This is a genomic window from Amycolatopsis sp. NBC_00355, from assembly GCF_036104975.1.
Classification (GTDB): Bacteria; Actinomycetota; Actinomycetes; order Mycobacteriales; family Pseudonocardiaceae; genus Amycolatopsis.
Map to the genome: position 1 here is coordinate 8,321,529 of NZ_CP107982.1, position 14,861 is coordinate 8,336,389.

General features: G+C 70.5%; 14 protein-coding genes. 9 read left to right on the forward strand and 5 right to left on the reverse strand.

Going from position 1 to position 14,861, the window contains the following annotated elements; translation table 11 throughout:
* Nucleotides 1–4: 4 nt before the first annotated feature.
* A complete protein-coding gene (locus tag OHS18_RS38410; RefSeq protein WP_328614084.1) occupies nucleotides 5–1,222 on the reverse strand; it encodes an RNA-guided endonuclease InsQ/TnpB family protein in 1,218 nt (405 codons plus the stop codon).
* 44 nt (nucleotides 1,223–1,266) lie between these two features.
* Between OHS18_RS38410 and OHS18_RS38415 the strand changes: the two genes are divergently transcribed.
* The 6 genes from OHS18_RS38415 (at nucleotide 1,267) to OHS18_RS38440 (ending at nucleotide 8,626) form a co-directional block, all read left to right on the forward strand.
* Complete coding sequence (locus OHS18_RS38415) at nucleotides 1,267–2,688, forward strand: ATP-binding protein (RefSeq protein WP_328444139.1); 1,422 nt, start codon at nucleotides 1,267–1,269, stop codon at nucleotides 2,686–2,688.
* Nucleotides 2,688–4,181 (forward strand): carboxylesterase/lipase family protein, encoded by a 1,494-nt coding sequence (locus OHS18_RS38420; protein ID WP_328614085.1) that lies wholly within the window; start codon nucleotides 2,688–2,690, stop codon nucleotides 4,179–4,181. The genes OHS18_RS38415 and OHS18_RS38420 overlap by 1 nt, the downstream gene beginning before the upstream one ends.
* 81 nt (nucleotides 4,182–4,262) lie before the next feature.
* Nucleotides 4,263–5,330: a hypothetical protein gene (locus OHS18_RS38425; RefSeq protein WP_328614086.1), complete on the forward strand. Its 1,068-nt coding sequence runs from the start codon at nucleotides 4,263–4,265 to the stop codon at nucleotides 5,328–5,330.
* Nucleotide 5,331: 1 nt separating this feature from the next.
* The gene (locus tag OHS18_RS38430) at nucleotides 5,332–6,447 is read left to right on the forward strand and encodes a toxic anion resistance protein (protein WP_328614087.1); all 1,116 of its coding nucleotides are present in this window, start codon (nucleotides 5,332–5,334) and stop codon (nucleotides 6,445–6,447) included.
* On the forward strand, nucleotides 6,444–8,063 hold the full coding sequence (locus tag OHS18_RS38435; RefSeq protein ID WP_328444131.1) for a substrate-binding domain-containing protein: 1,620 nt from the start codon (nucleotides 6,444–6,446) through the stop codon (nucleotides 8,061–8,063). The genes OHS18_RS38430 and OHS18_RS38435 overlap by 4 nt, the downstream gene beginning before the upstream one ends.
* Nucleotides 8,060–8,626: a hypothetical protein gene (locus tag OHS18_RS38440; RefSeq protein WP_328444129.1), complete on the forward strand. Its 567-nt coding sequence runs from the start codon at nucleotides 8,060–8,062 to the stop codon at nucleotides 8,624–8,626. The genes OHS18_RS38435 and OHS18_RS38440 overlap by 4 nt, the downstream gene beginning before the upstream one ends.
* Nucleotides 8,627–8,732: 106 nt before the next feature.
* Here OHS18_RS38440 and OHS18_RS38445 read toward each other — a convergent pair whose 3' ends face one another.
* The 3 genes from OHS18_RS38445 to OHS18_RS38455 form a co-directional block, all read right to left on the reverse strand.
* Nucleotides 8,733–9,560 carry a hypothetical protein gene (locus OHS18_RS38445; protein ID WP_328614088.1) on the reverse strand — a complete coding sequence of 276 codons (828 nt, stop codon included), beginning with the start codon at nucleotides 9,558–9,560 and terminating at the stop codon, nucleotides 8,733–8,735.
* Nucleotides 9,561–9,927: 367 nt separating this feature from the next.
* On the reverse strand, nucleotides 9,928–10,182 hold the full coding sequence (locus OHS18_RS38450) for a hypothetical protein (protein ID WP_247061574.1): 255 nt from the start codon (nucleotides 10,180–10,182) through the stop codon (nucleotides 9,928–9,930).
* A gap of 259 nt (nucleotides 10,183–10,441) precedes the next feature.
* Complete coding sequence (locus OHS18_RS38455) at nucleotides 10,442–11,335, reverse strand: ornithine cyclodeaminase family protein (RefSeq protein ID WP_328614089.1); 894 nt, start codon at nucleotides 11,333–11,335, stop codon at nucleotides 10,442–10,444.
* Nucleotides 11,336–11,378: 43 nt separating this feature from the next.
* Between OHS18_RS38455 and OHS18_RS38460 the strand changes: the two genes are divergently transcribed.
* From OHS18_RS38460 to OHS18_RS38470, 3 genes are read left to right on the forward strand one after another with little or no spacing between them, the layout of a single operon-like run.
* On the forward strand, nucleotides 11,379–11,990 hold the full coding sequence (locus OHS18_RS38460) for a pentapeptide repeat-containing protein (protein WP_328444123.1): 612 nt from the start codon (nucleotides 11,379–11,381) through the stop codon (nucleotides 11,988–11,990).
* A 30-nt stretch (nucleotides 11,991–12,020) separates the two neighbouring features.
* Nucleotides 12,021–12,620, forward strand: coding sequence for a sulfite oxidase-like oxidoreductase (locus tag OHS18_RS38465; protein WP_328444121.1), 600 nt, complete (start codon nucleotides 12,021–12,023; stop codon nucleotides 12,618–12,620).
* A complete protein-coding gene (locus OHS18_RS38470) occupies nucleotides 12,590–13,333 on the forward strand; it encodes a ferredoxin reductase (protein ID WP_328614090.1) in 744 nt (247 codons plus the stop codon). The genes OHS18_RS38465 and OHS18_RS38470 overlap by 31 nt, the downstream gene beginning before the upstream one ends.
* 306 nt (nucleotides 13,334–13,639) lie before the next feature.
* Here OHS18_RS38470 and OHS18_RS38475 read toward each other — a convergent pair whose 3' ends face one another.
* Complete coding sequence (locus OHS18_RS38475; protein ID WP_328614091.1) at nucleotides 13,640–14,839, reverse strand: hypothetical protein; 1,200 nt, start codon at nucleotides 14,837–14,839, stop codon at nucleotides 13,640–13,642.
* Between the last annotated feature and the right edge of the window lie 22 nt (nucleotides 14,840–14,861).

A 14,861-nucleotide genomic window follows, 5' to 3' on the forward strand; every position in this document is an offset into this window, starting at 1 on the left:
GCAGTCATCCGACCAGGGGATTCCGGCGGCGCGAGCCCGGCACGGCCGGGTCGGGTCGCCGAGGTTCACGGTTCACCGGCCGGACCACTGTCCCGCCTCCCCGCGCGGTCACCGCCCGTCCGGCGGCGATGTTCCTGGCCGCGTTCACGTCCGCGTTGCCGCTGTACCCACAGGCGACGCACCGGAACACCGCTTGGCTCTCGCGGGATTCGGACGCCACGTGCCCGCAGGCGGAACAACGTTGCGACGTGAAGGCGGCAGGGACCTTTTCGACCCGGCCCGGAGCCTTGTGCTCCAAGCGCGAGACCACCAGACCCCACCCCTGGGCGAGGATCGCCCGGTTCAGGCCCGACTTCTGCCGCACTCGCCGTCCCGGCGCCGCGGCGGTGCCTTTCGCCGATCGGGTCATGTGCGTGATGCGCAGGTCTTCGACCCGGATCACGTCGAACTCGCGGGCGACACGCGTCGTCAGCTTTTCCGCCCAGTCCTTCCGGCGTGCGGACTCCTTGGCGGTCAGCTGCGCGATCGCTCGGAGCAGCCTGGCTCGCCGGTTCGATCCGCGGGCGGCCCGGGCGAGCCGCCGTCGCAGCCGCAACGCTCTCGCCCGCTCGGCGCGGGACAGCCCGGGGCAGTGCAGGAGCTCTCCGGTCGACAGTGCCGCCGACACGGCGACGCCTCGATCGATCCCGACCGCGCTGCCGTCGCCCGGCGCCGGAATGGGCGCGGGGACAGCGGCGAACGCGAGGTGCCACCGCCCGGCGCGGTCGCGGGTGATCCGGTAGGACTTGAGTTCGCCGGACGGGGGCCGCGACCAGCGGAACCGGACCCAGCCCACCTTGGGCACCCACACGGCGGCGCGCCGCCGGTTGAGCCTTCGTACGTGCTCAGGCCGGACGGCGACCTGTCGGAATCCCTGGTGGACCGCGGCTCGGCGCCAAGTCGGCTTGCCGTGGGTGCCTCCGAAGAGGCTGCGCAGAGCCTGGGCGAAGTCGCGCAGCGCCTGCTGCTGGACGGTGACCGAGCCCTCGCGCAACCACGCGTGTTCGTCCCGGATCTCGGTCAGCTGCCGCGCCTGCTCGACGTAGCCTGGAGGGAGCGGCCGCCCGGGCCGCCAATGGGAGTGCTGCTCCACGGCGAGGTTCCAGACGAACCGCGCGTGGGCGCAATGGACCAGCAGCCGAGCCTCCTGTTCGGCTGTGGGCGTCAAGCGAAAGCGGGACATGCGGGAAACGTAGCCCCGGCCACCGACAAAACAGGGGTGAAGGAATGAGCGCATTGCCGCGGGAAGAGCTTCGCGGCCTCTTCCTGTTCGAACACCTTTCCGAGGACCAGCTCGACTGGATCGCCGACAACGCCGTGCTCGAGGAGTACGAGGGCGACACCGTCGTCATCCGCGAAGGCGACGAAGCGACCTGCTTCTACGTCCTGCTGAGCGGCGCGATCCGGATGACGCGGCTCGTCAGCGGCACCGAGGTCGAGACCAACCGGTCCGACCAGCGTGGCGCCTACTTCGGCGCGACGCAGTTCTTCGTGCACCAGGAGAGCGACCACCGCTACAACGCGACGGTGCGTGCGCTGTCCGACGTCACGTTCCTGACGCTGCCGTCGCGAGAGTTCTCCTTCGAGTTCCGCCGGTGGTTCCCGATGGCGACGCACCTGCTCGAAGGCATGTACCTCGGCTGGCGCAACAGCGACACCGTGATCGGGTCGCGCCGCCGGCTGCTGGCGCTGGGCGAGCTGTCGGCCGGCCTGACGCACGAGCTGAACAACCCGGCCGCGGCCGCCGTCCGGGCGACGTCCGCGCTGCGCGAGCGCGTCGCCGGGATGCGGCACAAGCTGGCTTTCCTGGCGAAGAAGACCATCGATCCCGAGCTGCTCTACCAGCTGATCGACGTCCAGGAAAAGCTGGTCAAGCAGGTCGCGCAGGCCCCGAAGCTGAGCGCGATGCAGCAGTCCGACCGCGAAGACCAGATCAGCGACTGGTTCGAGGACCACGACATCGACGGTGGCTGGGACCTCGCCGACATCTACGTCCGGGCCGGGCTCACCACGACCGACCTGGACAACGTCCTGGAGCAGGTCGGCGACACCTTCATGGACGGCGCCGTCCGCTGGCTCGCCTACGCGCTCGAGACCGAGATGCTGATGGGCGAGATCGAGGACTCGACCACCCGCATCTCCGCGCTGGTCGGCAAGGCCAAGCAGTATTCGCAGATGGACCGGTCGCCGCACCAGTGGGTCGACGTCCACGACGGCCTCGACTCCACGCTCGTGATGCTCGCCGGCAAGATCGGCGACGGCGTGCGCGTCGTCAAGGAGTACGACCGGAGCCTGCCGAAGATCCCCGCGTACGCGGGCGAGCTCAACCAGGTCTGGACGAACATCATCGACAACGCGCTGGGCGCGATGGGCGGCGAAGGCACGCTGACGCTGCGCACGTGGGGCGTCAACGACCAGGTGCGCGTCGAAATCGGCGATACCGGCCCGGGCATCCCGGAGGACATCAAGGGGCGGATCTTCGAGCCGTTCTTCACGACCAAGGCGGTCGGCGAGGGCACCGGGCTGGGCCTGGACATCTCGTGGAAGATCGTCGTCGAGCGGCACCAGGGTGACCTGCGCGTCGAGTCCGAGCCAGGGAACACCCGGTTCGAGGTGTGCCTCCCGACCGAAGAGCAGGCCTCCCTCTGATGGCCTCGGTCCCGACGGTCACGACCGAGCTCGGGGCGCTGGTGGGGCTGGCGGGTGACGGCGTCCGCCGGTGGCGCGGGATCCCGTACGCCCGGCCGCCGGTCGGCGAGCTGCGGTGGAAGGCGCCGCAGCCGCCTTCGCTCTCGGGTGGCGTGCACGTCGCGGCGGAGTACGGGCCGCACGCGATGCAGTCGCCCGACCCGATGAACCCGCAGGCGGTCTGCGACGAGGATTGCCTGTACCTCAACGTCTGCACGCCGGAGGAGCCCGCGCCCGAGGGTGGCTACCCGGTGCTGTTCTGGCTGCACGGCGGCGGTTACCGCGTCGGTCACGGCGAACAGTTGGGCGACGGCGAGGAGTTCGCGCGCGCCGGGATCGTCGTCGTCACGATCAACTACCGGCTCGGCTCGCTCGGGTTCCTGCACCTCGCCGGGATCTTCGGCGACGCCGAGGCGGACGCCGGGGTGGGCGGCCTGCTCGACCAGATCGCCGCGCTGAAGTGGGTGCGCCGCAACATCTCCGCGTTCGGCGGCGATCCGTCGCGGATCACCGTCTACGGCGTCTCGGCGGGCGCGAAGAGCGTCGGCAACCTGATGGGCAGCCCGCTCGGCACGGGGTTGTTCGCGCAGGCGATCAGCAGCAGCGGCGGCGCGGACCACGTGGCGACACCGGAAACCGGCACCGCGCTGGCCCGGCGGCTGCTCGACGAAGTCGGTTGCCACGACGTCGAATCCCTGCGGGCGTTGCCGGCCAAGGAGTTCGTCGAGGCGCAGGAACGGATCCTCACCGGCTTCCAGGCGCTGTGGCTGTGGCGCCCGACGCTGCACCCCCGCGTGCTGCCGGAGGTGCCGATCGAGCCGATCCGCCGCGGCAGCGCGGCCGGCGTCCCGCTGCTCGTCGGCTGCAACAGCAACGAAGGCAGTACGTACGCGATGATGCTGGGTGACGACGTCGCGACGGCGCCCGCCGCCGACGTCCTCTCCGCGATCCTTGGCGCCGAAGGAACTTCGCAACTCCTCGAGACCTACCTCCGCCGCGTCCCGGACCTCAACGCCGCGAAGATCGCCGCGATGGGCGACGAACGCTACGGCATCCCGACGCAGCGCCTCGCCGACGCGCAGTCCGCGCACGCGCCCGTCTACCGCTACCGCATCGACATCGCGGCCCCCGGCGTGCCCGAGCAGCTCGACGGCGGGCACGGCACCGAGACGACGATGGCGTGGAAGACGCCGCTGCCGTTGTTCGCGGAAGCGACCGACGTGAACCCGGCCCGCGAGCGCGCGGCGTTCCTGATCCACCGCTGCTGGGTGCGGTTCGTGCACGACGGCGTCGCGTCCGCCGACGGCCCCGAATGGCCGCCGTACGGCCCGGAGCTGCGGCCGGTGCTGGTTTTCCGGGAAGACACGGACTTGGTGCTCGATCCACGCGCCGAAGAGCGAAAAGCTTGGGGCGACACGGAATGGGCGTCGGGGACCTGGTTCCCGGTGACCTGAGACCGTTCCTTCACCCGCTGTTCACTTCGAACCGGCTCCCTCCCGCGTCAAATGAGCGAAGGCGGCTGAGGGGAGTGGCTCGTGAAACGCCGGGTATCGATCGGACTGGCCGTGGTGCTGCTGCTCGCGGTCGTGGCGGTGATCGTCTGGGGCAACGACTCCGGGCCAGGTCTTACGACGGTGCGCGGCGTGATCGGCTCGGAGAAGCAGGCCTTCTTCACCGATCAGCGCGTCGTCGACGCCTTCGCGAAGCACGGGTTGAAGGTCGAGGTCGACACGGCCGGGTCGCGGCAGATCGCGACCACCGTCGACCTCGGGAAATACGCCTTCGCGTTCCCGTCGTCCTCACCCGCGGCGCAGAAGATCCAGCGCGACCGCAAGGTGACCACGGTCTACACCCCGTTCCAGTCGCCGATGGCGATCGCCACGTTCGAGCCGATCGTCGCGCTGCTGAAGGCGAACGGCGTGGTGCACAAGGGCGCCGGCGACTACGACGTCCTCGACGTCGCGAAGTACCTGGACGTCGCGAAGACGGGCACGCGCTGGGACCAGCTGCCCGGCAACACCGCGTACCCGGCACGCAAGAACGTCCTGGTCACGACCACCGACCCGCGTGAGTCGAACTCGGCGGCGATGTACCTGTCGATCGTTTCCTTCGTGGCCAACGGCAACGCGGTCGTCAGCACACCCGACCAAGAGGCGAAGGTGCTGCCTTCGGTGTCGAAGCTGTTCCTGGACCAGGGATACACGCAGAACAGCACCGAAGGGCCGTTCGAGGACTACCTGTCCGCGGGCCTGGGCAAGACACCCCTGGCGCTGATCTACGAGTCGCAGTTCGTGGACCGCGCCGTCCGCGGCGACGGCTCGATCCGGCCGGACATGCGGCTGATCTACACCGCGCCGACGGTGTACTCCAAGCACACGCTGGTCCCGCTCTCGGCCGAGGGCGACCAGGTCGGCCGGCTGCTCGCGACCGATCCGGAGCTGGGCAAGCTCGCCGCGACGTTCGGGTTCCGCACCACCGACCCGAAGCTCTTCGCCGACGTCGCCGCTCGAGTCAAAGCACCGGCCGACCTGGTGGACGCCGTCGAGCCACCGTCGTTCGAAACCCTTGAACGCCTGCTCGACGCCGTCGGCAAGCAGTACTGACATGGCCGAACTCACCCCCGTCACCGCGGTTTCCCCCGAACGCGCCGCCGGGCTCGTCACGCTCGGGGAAGACACTCGCGCCGAGATCACCGCACGCGCCGACGTCTTCGCGACGCGTCTGGAAGCCCTGGACGTCAAGTCGCCGGAGTTCACCGACGTCCTCGACGAGCTGCTGGCCGTCGGCGAGGCCGACATGCGGGCCGCGGCTGGCGTCGCCGGGACCATGCTCGACCGTTCGCTGCGCGGCGCCGCGTCCCCGCAGGACGGCGTCACGCTGACCCTGGCCGGGCTGCGCCGGACCGTCGCCGAGCTGGACCCGGCGAAACTGCCGATCACCGGGCGGAAGCTGCTGGGGATGTTCCCGGTCGCGCACAGCGCGAAGCGGGCCCTGGACCGGTACCACGCGGCGAACGAGCCGGTGAACGCGCTGGTCGTCGACCTGCGGACGCGGCAGGACCGGTTGCGGCGGGACAACGCCGCGATCAGGGGCGAACGCGAACGGCTGTGGAAGGTGCTGGGGAAGCTCGCCGAAGCGGCCTTGTTCGCCGAAGCCGTCGATGCGGCCATCGAGCGGCAGGCGTCGGTGTTCGAGTTCGCCGACCCGTCGCGGGCGAACGCGTTGCGCGGCGACATCCTGTACCCGATCCGGCAGCGGCACCAGGACCTGCTCACCCAGCTCGCGGTGAGCGCGCAGGGCTACCTCGCGCTGGACCTGGTGCGGCGCACCAACGACGAACTCATCCGCGGCGTCGAGCGGGCGGTGTCGACGACCGTGTCCGCACTGCGCGTCGCGCTGCTCGTCTCGGCTGCTCTCGCGGGCCAGCGGGACGTCCTCGACGAGGTGGCGGCGCTGCGGTCGACCACCGACGGGCTGATCCGCGCCAACTCCGAGCTGCTGGAAACGCAGTCCGCGGAGATCCGCAAGGCGAGCAGCGATCCGGCCGTCGCGACCGAGACGATCCGCGCGTCGTTCGACCGGATCTACGCCTCGATCGACGCGATCGACGGCTTCCGCGCGGACGCCGTCCGCACCATGGCGACCACCGTCGAGTCGCTGTCCGGGGAGCTTCGCCGCGCCGAGGACCACCTCCGGCGTTCGCACGAGGGGGAAGTATGAAGAAGCTCGTTTTGGTGGCCCTGAGCGCGGTGTTGCTGGCCGGCTGCGCCGATTCCGGTTCTTCGTCGTCCGCGCCGCTGGGGGATCCTGAGCCGGGGACGCTCAGGATCCTCGCGGGCAGCGAGCTGGCGGACATGCAGCCGGTGCTCGACGAGGCCGCGAAGGCCACCGGCATCAAGGTCAAGTTCACCTTCACCGGCACCTTGGAAGGCGCGGAAGCGCTGGCGAACGGCAGCGTCGACGGAAAGTACGACGCCGTCTGGTTCTCCTCGAACCGTTACCCGGCAGGGATTCCCGACGCGGCGAAGCGTCTCGGCAACCAGGTCAAGATCATGAGTTCACCGGTGGTGCTGGGACTGTCGGCGTCATCCGCGCAACGGCTCGGCTGGACCGGGAAGCCGGTCGGCTGGGGCGAGATCGCCGCGCAGGCCGGGAAGAAGGCGTTCACGTACGGGATGACCGACCCGTCGGCGTCGAACTCGGGGTTCTCGGCGCTGGTCGGCGTCGCGTCGGCGCTCGCGGGCGCGGGCAACGCGATCGACGCCCAGCAGATCGCCGCCGTCACCCCGCAGCTGACGCAGTTCTTCAGCGCCCAGGCGCTTTCCGCCGGCTCGTCGGGCTGGCTGTCGGACGCCTACACGCGGCGCGCGACCGGCCAGGACCCCGGGCAGAAGGTCGACGGCCTGATCAACTACGAGTCCGTGCTGCTGTCGGCGAACGCGTCCGGGAAGCTGCCGGAACCGCTGAAGCTGATCTACCCGAGCGACGGCGTCGTCACGGCGGACTATCCCTTGACGCTGCTGGCGGACGCCGGCTCCGACGCGCGTTCGGCGCACCAGCGGCTTTCCGGCTACCTGCGCACGCCGGACGTCCAGAAGCGGATCATGGACACGACCCAGCGGCGTCCGGTCGTCCCCGGGGTGACGCTGGGATCGCAGTTCGCGCAGCGGGACCTCGTCGAACTGCCGTTCCCGGCGACGCAGCAGGCCGTCGACGCCCTGCTCCAGGCGTACTTCGACAAGATCCGCAGGCCGTCGCGGACGCTGTACGTACTCGACACGTCCGGCTCGATGGAGGGCGACCGGATCGACTCGCTGCGCACCGCGCTGGCCGGGCTGACGGGCGCCGACAACTCGCTCACCGGCCGGTACCGGCGGTTCCGGAGCCGTGAAGAGGTGACGATGCTGCCCTTCAATTCGGGGCCTTCGCCGGCTTCGACGTTCGTTGTCCCGGAGCGGGATCCCGCGGCCGAGCTGGCGCGGATCAAGGCGTTCGCCGAGGGGCTGACCGCTCGTGGCGGGACGGCGATCTACGACAGCCTCGCGGAGGCCTACCGGGTGCTGGAACCCTTGGCGGCGCGCGATCCCGACCGGTTCACGTCGATCGTCCTCATGACCGACGGGGAGAACTCGAACGGCTCGTCCCTGGCCGGCTTCCAGGCGTCGTTCGGTTCGCTGCCGCCCGCGATGAAGCAGGTGCCGGTGTTCACGGTCCTGTTCGGCGAGGGGTCGAGCGACGAGCTGACGCAGGTCGCGACGATGACCGGCGGCAAGGTGTTCGACGCGCGCAAGGTCCAGCTTTCGAGCGTCTTCCAGGAGATTCGCGGGTACCAATGATGCTGCGTTATCTGGGCTCGACCAAGAACCTCGCCGGCTGCGTCGGCGGGCTCGCCGGCCTGGGGCTGTACCTGACCGGGGTGATCGGCGGGCTGTGGCCGGTCGTCGTGGTCGCGCTGTACGCGGTGGGCGCGCTGCTCGCGCCACCGGAGAAGGTGCGGCTGCTGCCCGACACTTCGGGGGAGCTGCGCGCGTCTTTGGAGACGCTGGTTTCCTCGGTGACTTCCCAGGCGTCGCGGATGCCCGCGTCTACTGTGGACACTGTTCGGCGGATCGCCGAAGTGCTGGCCGACCTGCTTGCGCAGCCCGCACGCCTGTCGGCTGATCCGGATCTGCGGCACTCCGTGATCCGGCTGGTGCGGACCGATCTGCCGTTGTCGGTGGAGTCCTTCCTGAATCTGCCGTGGTGGTTCGCCTCCCGGCGGGCCGGCGCGGCTTCGGAACTGGTGGCACAGCTCGAGTTGCTCGAAGCGGAAGCGCATCGGATCGCCGAACGGTTCTACGCGGCGGACGTCGACCGGCAGGCGGACCACACGCGCTATCTGCGTGATCGGGACGCTTGATTCTCTTGCGGCGCAACGATTTCCCGGTTGTACCCGTGTGAGTGATGTGTTCGAACGGGCGTTCGAGTAGCTTCGTCGGTGTGGGGTTCACCGATGAAGGGGGAAGCTATGGGCGCGTACCGAGTTTCGGCAGGGTCAGGGTCATCGCCGCGGTGGTCAGCCAGCTCAGCAGATCGGTCAGCGGAATGCGGGAAAGCCGTTCTGGCCATTCCTCCGCCACGGTGTGGAGCACGAGTTCGTCGTGCCGTGGCTCCACCTTCGTCAGCTTTATCCCGGGCGGGAGTTCCGGCAGCGGAAGCACGATGGGGCGGAAACGCGCCGGTGGTTTCAGCTGCCGGCGTCCGATGTGGAGGGTCCGCGGATGGAGCACGACAGCGTCGCCCTCCACCAGGGCCTCCAGGGTCAGGTGGCCCCACTGCGGCCGCTTGGCCCAGTGGATCTGGAGCAGCCCGCTTTCGGCGGGCGCGGCGACGATGCCGGGGCGGACTGCCGCCACCCGCTCGCGCAGCACGTCCGCGGACACGGCGATCCGCAGCTCGACCCGCGCGGGAATGGCGGCCGGGGTGGGCAGCGAGCGGAGGCGGACGTCGTCGGCGAGCACGGTGACCCGCTTGAGCGGGATGCTGTTCTCCTCGCCGGATTCGTCCGCGGGCTCGGGCCAATCGACGTCCTCGGCGACGATGCGCACGTCGCCGACACGTCCGGTGGCCAGGCGCAGGCTGTCGGCCGGGTAGTGGAGTTCGGTGAGGGTGAGGCGGACTTCGCGACCGTCGACTTTGGCGGTCAACCGGCGCCCGACAAGCTGCTCGGTGACGGTCCGCACGACGGCGGCGGGCGTGACCGGGACGTTCGGGAGGAGTGAACGCCCGGCCGCGGCCAGCCCGGCCAGCTCAGGCCAGGGCGCCCAGCCGTCGAACCATCTGCCGTCAGTCATCCGTCCAGTGTCGCCGAAGAAGCGGCTCGGCGGGGATGGCGGGTGGCCGCCCGAAGGGGTGAGAGGCGGCCGGTGGTCGTTCACCGGTCGACGATGCCCTTCGTGACCAGCCCGAACGGTTCGGTCGCGGTCTGGAGCCTGCTTCGTCACAGGCGGGTGCGGGGGGCGTTGTGGGTCGCGGAGTCGTGACCTCACGGATCTCGGTCTTGCTCGGAGCGCGCTGTCCGGCAGCCGATCTCCGACCGCGGCCGGAAAACGCGGCTCCGCGGCGCGCCCTCGCCGTCACGCTGGTGAGCCACCTGCCGTCGCCGGAGGGGGCGGCGACGGCAGGCGGCAGTCCAGTGGGCGGTGCGGGTGGCGCCGCCCGTCACCGACCGGCGAAGCGGGCGATGATGCCGGTGACGACCAGCCAGAACACCGCGGCCAGGCCGAAGTCGAGGATCACGGCCAGGCTCGGGTTGCTGACCGGGAACAGGCCCGGCCAGAACAACGCGAGAGGAACCGCCAATGACTTGATGAAGACGAAGAAGGAGTTACCGGCATTGGCGCCGGCGAGCACCATGATCATGTAGAGAACTTCGATCCCCGCGAAGATCGCGCCGATCGCCGTGATGACCCGCACGGCCGTGTTCCGTCGAGTGGTGGTTCGCCAAGGAGACATGCCGCCGAAATTCCCGGATTGGGTGACCTGTCAAACGCTTCAAGCCCCAGATTGCGCCGTTTGGCCGCTGTTGTTGCTCTCTGCCGGGCCGCTGGCACGCTAAGTGAGCCAGAAGCGGCCTTTAGCGCCCCCGATCGTCGAGGTGCCTCCATTCGCCCGGCCGCGGCCGGGCGAGAGCGGCTCGGCGCGGCAACCGTTGTTCACTCCCGCTCCCGCGCGATCACCGACCCGCTTCGCCGAGCAGTCGCGCGATGGCCCAGTCCTGCACCGCCACCCCGACGGACTTGAACACCGTCCGCCCACCGACCACCGGAGGTTCCCGGAGCGCATTCCCCAGTTCCACCAAACAATCCCGCGAAAGCAGGCCACTGTCCACCGCGTGGATCACCTCGCCGGCCTCTTCGAGCACGGCCTCGACCTGGTCCACCACAACACAATCGGCCGTCGCGAGCAGCTCGGCCGGCAGCTCCCGCATGGACGGCAGATAAGACCCGATCGCATTGACGTGGACGCGCTCCGGCAAGGCGTCGACGTCGAAGAGAGGAGTGGCCGACGAAGTAGCACAGCAGACGATCTCCGCGTCGGACACGGCGTCCTCGACGCTCGGCGCCACGCGCACGCCGGGAAGCTCGGCGCTCAACCGGTCGGCGAACCTCGCGGCTCGTTCGGATGAGCGTCCGAAGACGGTCACTTGCCGGATCGGGCGGACCGCCGCCACCGCGCGGATCTGGTCCGCGGCCTGGGCGCCGGTGCCGATGACGGCCAGACGGCTCGCCTCGGGCGGGGCCAGCAGGTCGGTGGCGACGCCGGACACCGCGCCGGTGCGCAACGTCGTCACCGCGATCGCGTCGGCGACCAGTTGCCCCTCGGTGGTGTTCCACACCAGGGTCCCGAGGATCATCGGGTCGCGGCCGGCGACGAGGCTGAGCGTCTTGACCGCCGTCCGGCCGGTGGGTGTGTGGCAGGCACTCATCACGAGCGTCGTGCCGCCGTCGAAGGACAGGCGTTGCGGCACCTCGAAGTGGCCCGCGGCGAGGTCGAGGAACGCGTCCCGCACCGCGTCGACGGCTGCCCGCATCGGCACGGCCGCCCGGACGTCGTCGGCGTCCAGCATGCTTCGGCACCCCCTCGCGGTCGGTGGCCGCTAGCCTGGCCGAGTGCCCGATGCCACGCAAGATCCACCCGTCGAGGACCGGCAGTTCACCCGTGACGACTGGTACGGGGAGGAAATCGTCGGGCGGCGGTACGTGCGGTGCGAGTTCCGCGAGGTCGACCTCTCCGAGGCGCTCACCCGGAACTCGACGTTCACCGACTGCGTGTTCGGCAACGTGCGCTTCAACGCGTCGCGGCACGTCGACTCGGCCTTCACCGGGTGCGCCTTCAAACGGTGCAACTTCTTCGACGCCGAGTTCACCGGGTGCAAGCTCGTCGGGGCCACGTTCACCGAATGCGAGCTGCGGCCGCTGCGGGTGACCGGCGGCGACTGGTCGTTCGCCGGGCTGGCGGGTGCCGACCTGCGGTCGGTCGCCTTCCACGGGGTGCGGATGCGGGAGGCCGACCTCACCGGGGCGAACTGCGGCGACGCCGTGTTCGCCGACGTCGACCTGTCCGGGGCGATGCTGCATGCCGTCAAGCTGGCGCGCGCCGACCTGCGGGGCAGCGACCTCTCGGCGCTCGACCCGCTGAACGCCGAGCTGGCCGCGGCGATCGTTTCACCCGAACAGGCTGCGGTGCTCGTCACGTCGCTGGGGCTACGCGTGCGGGCTTAGACTGCTTCGGCAGCAGGAGGGAGGTCCAGGATGGGCGTCGTGACACCAGGGTTCCAGGGGCGTGCCCGCAGCGGCAACCCGCGCCTGCCTCCCGGGCAGTACCTGGCCGAGGACTTCCCGGTGCTGTCGGCGGGCCCGACTCCGCGCGTGCGCACCGAGACGTGGGAGTTCACCGTCACCACCGAGACCGGTGAGAAACACGCCTGGAGCTGGTCGGAGCTGACGGCCCTGCCCAGCGAGAAGTTCACTGTGGACATCCACTGCGTCACCCAGTGGTCCAAACTGGACACGCGCTGGCGGGGCGTCCCGGTGGACACGCTGGTCGGCGGGCTCGACACCGCGGCCGACTACGTGATGGCGCACTCCTACGGCGGGTACACCACGAACCTGCCGCTGGCCGACCTGCTCGACGGCCAGGCCTGGATCGTCTACGAGTACGGCGGCAAGCCGCTGACTCCCGAGCACGGCGGCCCGGCGCGGCTGCTCGTGCCGCACCTGTACTTCTGGAAGTCCGCGAAGTGGGTGCGCGGGCTGGAGCTCAAGACCCGCGACGAGCCGGGCTTCTGGGAGAACGTCGGCTACCACGACTACGGGGATCCATGGCGCGAACAGCGGTATCAGGGCGACTAGCCTGGCGGGTCGCCCGCCTGGCCGAGTTCCGCGACGAGACCCCGACGGCCCGCACGCTCGTCTTCGACCTGCCGGGCTGGCCCGGGCACCTCGCGGGACAGCACGTCGACGTCCGGCTGACGGCCGCCGACGGCTACCGCGCGCAGCGCAGCTACTCGCTCGCCGCCCCCGCCGACGGTGACCGGATCGAACTGACCGTGCAGCGCGTCGCCGACGGCGAAGTGTCCGAGCACCTCACCGGCCCGTACGCGATCGGCGACCCGGTCGAGATCCGCGGCCCGGTGGGCGGCTGGTTCGTCTGGCGCCCGGCTGACCTCGAACCGGTCCTCCTCGTCGCGGGCGGCTCGGGCATCGTCCCGCTGATGGCCATGGTCCGCGCCCACCGCGCGGCGGGCGTCCGCACGCCGTTCAAGCTGATCTACTCGCTGCGCACCCCGGCCGAGCTGTACTACGCCGAGGAACTGCGCACACCGGTAGCCGGCCTGGACGTCACGTACGTCTACACCCGTGAGCAGCCCGAGGGTCGCGACGAAATCCCCCGCCGCATCAACGTCGCGACACTCAACACCGCGGCGTGGCCCGCCGAGTTCGGCGCGACGTGCTTCATCTGCGGCCCGACCGGCTTCGTCGAGACGGTCGCGGACATCCTGGTGGCGCTGGGCCACGACCCCCACCGCATCCGCACCGAACGCTTCGGCCCCAGCCGCGACTGACCTCGATCACCCCACCGGTACCGCGGCCGCCTGCGCCGAACGTTCCCGCTCCGCCATGACCGATCTCGACCGTGGCTCCGCTGTGATCGCCTCGACCCAGCCTCGATCGAGTCGGCCGCCCTGGCTGTGCCCGGTGGCTGTCTCGTTCGACGTGAACGTACTGAGATCCTCAGCCGTGTGGCTGCACCGCGGCTGCACTGCACTGCGCTGCTCCGATCGCGTCGGTCCCGGCCGCGACCGACCTCGACCGTGGCTCCTACCAGGGCTGCCTGCTCCGACCGGAAGGCTCGGCTCCAGCGACTGAACTCAGTCGTCCTCGCTGTGTCCGGCGGCTGACTGCCCCTCACCGGCCACGTCCACGTCGGCCGTGGCCGGCCGCTCGGTGATCGCCGTCGCCTGCTCTTCGTCGGCGATCCGGCGCAGTGCGCGAACGCGGGCGAGCAGTTCGGTGTCGCCGAGGTGCTCGGCGGCCGTGAACGCGGCGTCGACGGCGCCGTTCATCCACCGGCACGTGCCGGCACGAAGCACCTCCTCGCCCAGCGCGAACGCCGCGCGGGCCTCGCCCACCCCGGGGGCGAGCGGTGCCAGGAGGAAACACTCCCTCGCGACCTGGCACCAGAGCCCGGGCAGCCAGGCCCGCCGGTGGGTGGGCAGTTCCGCCGCGGCCGTGCGCAACGACTCCCACGCGCCCGGGAAGTCCGCCGCCTCCCGCTGCAGCTCCGCCAGCGTCTCGAACTTGGAGCTGCGCTCCTCCGGCTCGGCGAGTGCGACCGCCTCCCGCTGAACCGCGATCGCCTCCGCCAGGTAGCCCTGGCTAGCGAGGTGGAACTGCACCATGTGGAGCGTGCCGGCCGTTCTCGGCTCACCGTCCGCCCAGGCGAGCAGGAAACGGCGGGACGCCGCGGGGTCGCCGAGGCCGGCCGCGTGGTGGGACCAGGTTTTCAGGTTTTCGGCCGCGGGGTCGCCGGGGAAGTTCCGGCGTTGCCCGGCCAGCCAGTCGTCGACGTCGGCGTCCGTCCACGGGCGCCGGGTGATGTGGTCGAGCAAGCGGTCCCGCGCCGGGGCAGTGCTCCGAGCCACGGCTTCCCGCACCTTCGCGACGCCGGGAGTCAGCAGCAGGTGGTCCCGGTAGCCGAGGGCGGTGTCGAAGCTGAGCTCCTTCGCCTCCCAGTGCAGCCAGACGTCCTCGACCTGCCGGTGCTCCGCGACGAGGAGCCCGGCCAGGAGGAAGTCCGCCGGAAGGTAGTGCTTGACCAGTTCCCGGTAGTGGACGATCTGCTGGCGCAGCACAAAACGCAGCAGTGGCAGGTCAGCCTCGCGGCGGTCGTACTGCAGAGCCAGCAGCAGACCGAACCGCGCGCGCCGGTGCCGGTCGGTCAGTCGCCCTTCCTCGTCGGGTGCGCTGTCGTAGGCGAACTCGGCCCAGCAGGCCGGGTCGCGCCGGGCTCGGTCGAGGGCCTCGCGCGGCCGGTCGAGCAAGCGGTCCCGGTCCGCGGCGATCGTCACCCACCCGATCCTGCCCGACCGC

Excerpts from the sequence above, each read along its gene's own strand:
- OHS18_RS38410 (WP_328614084.1), bottom strand. The coding sequence starts at position 1,222 with ATGTCCCGCTTTCGCTTGACGCCCACAGCCGAACAGGAGGCTCGGCTG.
- OHS18_RS38415 (WP_328444139.1), top strand. The coding sequence starts at position 1,267 with ATGAGCGCATTGCCGCGGGAAGAGCTTCGCGGCCTCTTCCTGTTCGAA.
- OHS18_RS38420 (WP_328614085.1), top strand. The coding sequence starts at position 2,688 with ATGGCCTCGGTCCCGACGGTCACGACCGAGCTCGGGGCGCTGGTGGGG.
- OHS18_RS38430 (WP_328614087.1), top strand. The coding sequence starts at position 5,332 with ATGGCCGAACTCACCCCCGTCACCGCGGTTTCCCCCGAACGCGCCGCC.
- OHS18_RS38435 (WP_328444131.1), top strand. The coding sequence starts at position 6,444 with ATGAAGAAGCTCGTTTTGGTGGCCCTGAGCGCGGTGTTGCTGGCCGGC.
- OHS18_RS38440 (WP_328444129.1), top strand. The coding sequence starts at position 8,060 with ATGATGCTGCGTTATCTGGGCTCGACCAAGAACCTCGCCGGCTGCGTC.
- OHS18_RS38445 (WP_328614088.1), bottom strand. The coding sequence starts at position 9,560 with ATGACTGACGGCAGATGGTTCGACGGCTGGGCGCCCTGGCCTGAGCTG.
- OHS18_RS38455 (WP_328614089.1), bottom strand. The coding sequence starts at position 11,335 with ATGCTGGACGCCGACGACGTCCGGGCGGCCGTGCCGATGCGGGCAGCC.
- OHS18_RS38465 (WP_328444121.1), top strand. The coding sequence starts at position 12,021 with ATGGGCGTCGTGACACCAGGGTTCCAGGGGCGTGCCCGCAGCGGCAAC.
- OHS18_RS38470 (WP_328614090.1), top strand. The coding sequence starts at position 12,590 with ATGGCGCGAACAGCGGTATCAGGGCGACTAGCCTGGCGGGTCGCCCGC.